This window comes from Anaerorhabdus sp. (genome assembly GCF_036641015.1).
Lineage (GTDB): Bacteria > Bacillota_I > Bacilli_A > Erysipelotrichales > Erysipelotrichaceae > Anaerorhabdus.
Window position 1 is genome coordinate 1 of record NZ_JAVWFO010000092.1, and the last position, 3,811, is coordinate 3,811.

Sequence of the window (3,811 nt, forward strand, 5' to 3'; positions counted from 1 at the left end):
TTGAGGCAATAATAAAAAAAGTGCCAGATATAGATGGTGCATATATTGAATTTCCCTATGATGTAAAAGAAGAATTTGGTAAAGGTAGAGTTAAAGTTTATGCCACCTTCGACGGCGAACCCTATGAAGGAAGTCTAGTAAGGATGAAAACACCTGGACATATTATTGGGATAAGAAAAGATATTCGTGATAAAATAAAGAAACAAGCAGGCGATACTATAAAAGTAACGATTAAGGAGCGTGAATGAAATGAAAATGTTATTTATTTGTTATCCAAAATGTACAACTTGTCAAAAAGCTAGAATGTGGTTAGATAAATCAAATATTTCTTATGAATTTAGAGATATTAAACTTAATAACCCAACAGAAAAGGAATTAATGGAATGGATTAAGATAAGTGGTTTACCAATCAAACGATTCTTTAATACTAGTGGAATCTTATACCGTGAATTAGAACTTACTAAAAAACTTCCATCAATGAGTGAAGAAGAACAAATTAAACTATTAGCTACAGATGGTATGTTGGTAAAAAGACCACTATTAATTAGTGATAATAAAGTATTAGTAGGATTTAAAGAAAAGGAATGGAATGAACTTTAATGGATACTCTACAAGCAATTAAAACAAGATCAAGTATTAGAAAGTATACAAATGAAACAATTTCAAATGAACAAATACATCAACTTCTTGAAGCTGGTTTTTGTGCTCCGTCAGCTAAAAATCGTAGGCCATGGCATTTTGTTGTAGTTCAAGATAAAGGTACTTTGATTAAACTAGCTGATTTTGGTAAATATTATAAAATGCTTACTGATGCTCCTTTAGCAATAATTGTCTGTGGAGATAGTTCTATTATTGAATACAATTACTTATTAAATGATTGCTCCGCTGTTACTCAAAATATTCTATTAGCTGCGCATGAATTAGGATTAGGAGCAGTATGGTTAGGTATAAAGCCTGAAATGATGAAAGATTTTTATGCTCAAGAGTTTAATTTACCAGAGAATATGATTCCGGTATCTTGCATATCAATAGGGCATCCTAATGAGGTAAAAGAGCAGAAAGATAGATTTGAAGATAGTAAAGTACACTATGAAAAATTTAGTGCTAAATAGGATAGTTTACTAAAATAAAATAACAGTAAGCACGTTCATTAGAATCCTTAAAGAATATGATAAAAATTAATAAAAATATTTTTACATGGTTTCATGTGCGTGCTATAATTATTACGTTTTAGGGCACCCCTTAAACATGGAGGAGAAGGTTAATGAAAAAGGTTTATGAAGGAAAAACTAAAGATGTTTATGCTTTAGAAAATGGTAATGTACTTTTAAAATTTAAAGATGATTGCACTGGAAAAGATGGAGTGTTTGATCCAGGAGAAAATTCAGTTGGTTTAACAATTGATGGTATCGGAAAAGCAAATCTAGAAACATCAATACACTTCTTTGAATTATTAAAAGAAAAAGGCATCAAGACTCATTATGTAGATGCTAATATAGATGATGCAACAATGGAAGTTTTAAGCGCAAAAGTATTTGGTAAAGGGGTAGAAGTTATCTGCCGTCTTGTAGCTACAGGAAGTTTTGTACGCCGTTATGGTATGTACATTGAAGATGGTACTAGAATTCCAAATGGTTATGTAGAAGTAACGTTAAAAGATGACGAAAAGGGAGATCCACTTATCACTAAAGATGCATTAGCTTTACTAGATATTATGGGTGAAGAAATGTATGACAGCATGAAAGAACAAACATTAGAAATTACTAAGATTGTCGCTGCTGACTTAATGACTAAAGGTTTAGATCTTTACGATATTAAATTTGAATTTGGATATCATAACAATGAAGTAGTTCTAATCGATGAAATCGCAAGTGGAAATATGCGTGTTTACAAAGATGGAAAAATTGTTGAACCAATTGAATTAACTAAAATTATTTTAGGTTAATAATTAAATCCCAGTGAGAGTACTCACTGGGATGTTTTTGTTATTTCATAACCTTTTTTAGTATTTGTAATGTTTTTTCGTTTTTTGTATAGCGTAGTGGTAAATCAAATAGATATGTATTATTTTGGATAGCTTTTGTATGAGAGAAGGTATTAAAGCTGTATTTACTGTGATAATGTCCCATTCCACTTTGACCAACACCGCCAAATGGCAAGTTATGGTTAGCTAAATGCATTACACAGTCGTTTACACATCCTCCACCAAATGAAACTTCATTAATGATACGATTTGTTACTTCTTTATTTCTACTGAAAATGTAGCATGCTAAAGGTTTTGGTCTAGATTTTACGATTTCAATAACTTCGTCTAGTGTGTTATAAGAAATAATTGGTAAAATTGGTCCAAAGATTTCATCTTTCATGATTTCACTTTCAAATGTCGCATTTGTAAATAAAGTAAGACTTATCTTAAATGTTTCATCATTTGTTGTACAAGTTGTTTTATTTGGTTCATTTGAGATTAATTTCTTAATACGCATGTAATGTTTAGCGTTGATAATTCTTGGATAGTTAGCATCTTCTATTCCTAATGGATTTTGTAATTGAATTTGTTTGTTTAATTGATTAATAAGTTCATCCTTTACTGATGCGTCTACTATAATGTAGTCAGGTGCTACGCATGTTTGACCTGCATTTAGTAACTTAGACCATATGATACGTTTTGCTGCAGTTGCCAAATTTGCATCTCTAGTAACAAAGGTTGGGCTCTTACCACCTAATTCAAGTGTAACTGGAGTCAAATACTTTGATGCATGTTGCATTACTATTTTGCCAACTCGTTCACTTCCAGTGAAGAAAATGTAGTCATATTTAAATTTAAATAATAAATCAGGATCTACTGATGGATCTATGCAATATACAACTTCTAAAGGGAATGTTTCATTTATTAATGTTTCTAGTAGTGTTGATGTAGCATTACTTTCTTTAGAACATTTGATAATAGCGGTATTTCCCGCAGCTAATGCACCTACAAGTGGTGCTAACGTTAATTGAATAGGATAATTCCAAGGTGCTAAAATTAATACAATGCCATAAGGTTCAGCAATAGTATAACTAGTAGATCCTATTAAATGTAGCGGTGCTAGTTTACAAGCGGGCCTAGACCATTTTTCTAATTGCTTGAGTGCTACATCGATTTCAGAATATACAATACTTATTTCTGTTTGATATGATTCAGTTCTTGATTTGCTTAAATCTTGATTAAGCGCATCCATTAATGCATCTTCATTGGTTTTAATCATATGTTTAAGCTTTAATAACTGAGCTTTACGAAAAGCTATATTTTTAGTTTTGTTAGTATTAAAAAATTTTCTTTGTGAATTTAGTATGTCTTGATAAATCATTGGACACCTCCTTGATGTATTATCATCATACCATAGAAATCGGCAGTTGTAATTTGAACATATCGTGAAAATCATACTAATTGACAATAGGTATCAACAAGCATAAATTGTAATTAGGAGGAGTATTTATGAAGAAAAAAATACCATCTCGTTACCTAGTATTAGTTACTACAATATTTATGTTAATTGCAAACACGTTTGCGAATGTATTTAAGTTTAATGGCTATTCTACAAAGGATATATCAGACTTATATCCTAACTTGTTTACACCATCACCAATTACATTTCTTGTGTGGTTTGTAATATATGTATTGCTTATTGCTGTTGTAGTATATTATTTTAAGATGAATCTTGGGGATGAGGAAGAATTAAAGATTTACAATCGTATCGGCTATATTTTAAGTTTTTCAAATATATTAAACGGAATATGGATGCTATTTTGGCATCTAAATGAGATTGCAATT

At 30.7% G+C, this 3,811-nt stretch carries 6 protein-coding genes; 5 read left to right on the forward strand and 1 reads right to left on the reverse strand.

The features are described 5' to 3' along the window. From RR430_RS09115 to RR430_RS09130, 4 genes are all read left to right on the forward strand, one after another. On the forward strand, nt 1-248 hold a 248-nt coding region (locus RR430_RS09115; protein WP_332509011.1), incomplete at its 5' end, for a DUF1905 domain-containing protein. A gap of 1 nt (nt 249) precedes the next feature. Beyond that, nucleotides 250-600: an arsenate reductase family protein gene (locus RR430_RS09120; protein WP_332509012.1), complete on the forward strand. Its 351-nt coding sequence runs from the start codon at nt 250-252 to the stop codon at nt 598-600. Then, on the forward strand, nt 600-1,112 hold the full coding sequence (locus RR430_RS09125) for a nitroreductase family protein (protein ID WP_332509013.1): 513 nt from the start codon (nt 600-602) through the stop codon (nt 1,110-1,112). Before RR430_RS09120 ends, RR430_RS09125 begins: the two co-directional genes overlap by 1 nt. Before the next feature lie 152 nt (nt 1,113-1,264). Next, nucleotides 1,265-1,945, forward strand: coding sequence for a phosphoribosylaminoimidazolesuccinocarboxamide synthase (locus RR430_RS09130; RefSeq protein WP_332488741.1), 681 nt, complete (start codon nt 1,265-1,267; stop codon nt 1,943-1,945). Nucleotides 1,946-1,985: 40 nt separating this feature from the next. On the opposite strand, the gene RR430_RS09135 is transcribed toward RR430_RS09130, so the two are convergent. Beyond that, on the reverse strand, nt 1,986-3,347 hold the full coding sequence (locus tag RR430_RS09135; protein ID WP_332509014.1) for an aldehyde dehydrogenase family protein: 1,362 nt from the start codon (nt 3,345-3,347) through the stop codon (nt 1,986-1,988). Between the two features lie 128 nt (nt 3,348-3,475). Here RR430_RS09135 and RR430_RS09140 point away from each other — a divergent pair. Then, a partial coding sequence (locus RR430_RS09140) for a hypothetical protein (protein WP_332509015.1) occupies nt 3,476-3,811 on the forward strand: 336 nt, incomplete at its 3' end.

What these genes read in the sequence shown, in the direction of transcription:
- RR430_RS09120 (WP_332509012.1), top strand. Translation starts at nt 250, where the DNA reads ATGAAAATGTTATTTATTTGTTATCCAAAATGTACAACTTGTCAAAAA.
- RR430_RS09125 (WP_332509013.1), top strand. Translation starts at nt 600, where the DNA reads ATGGATACTCTACAAGCAATTAAAACAAGATCAAGTATTAGAAAGTAT.
- RR430_RS09130 (WP_332488741.1), top strand. Translation starts at nt 1,265, where the DNA reads ATGAAAAAGGTTTATGAAGGAAAAACTAAAGATGTTTATGCTTTAGAA.
- RR430_RS09135 (WP_332509014.1), bottom strand. Translation starts at nt 3,347, where the DNA reads ATGATTTATCAAGACATACTAAATTCACAAAGAAAATTTTTTAATACT.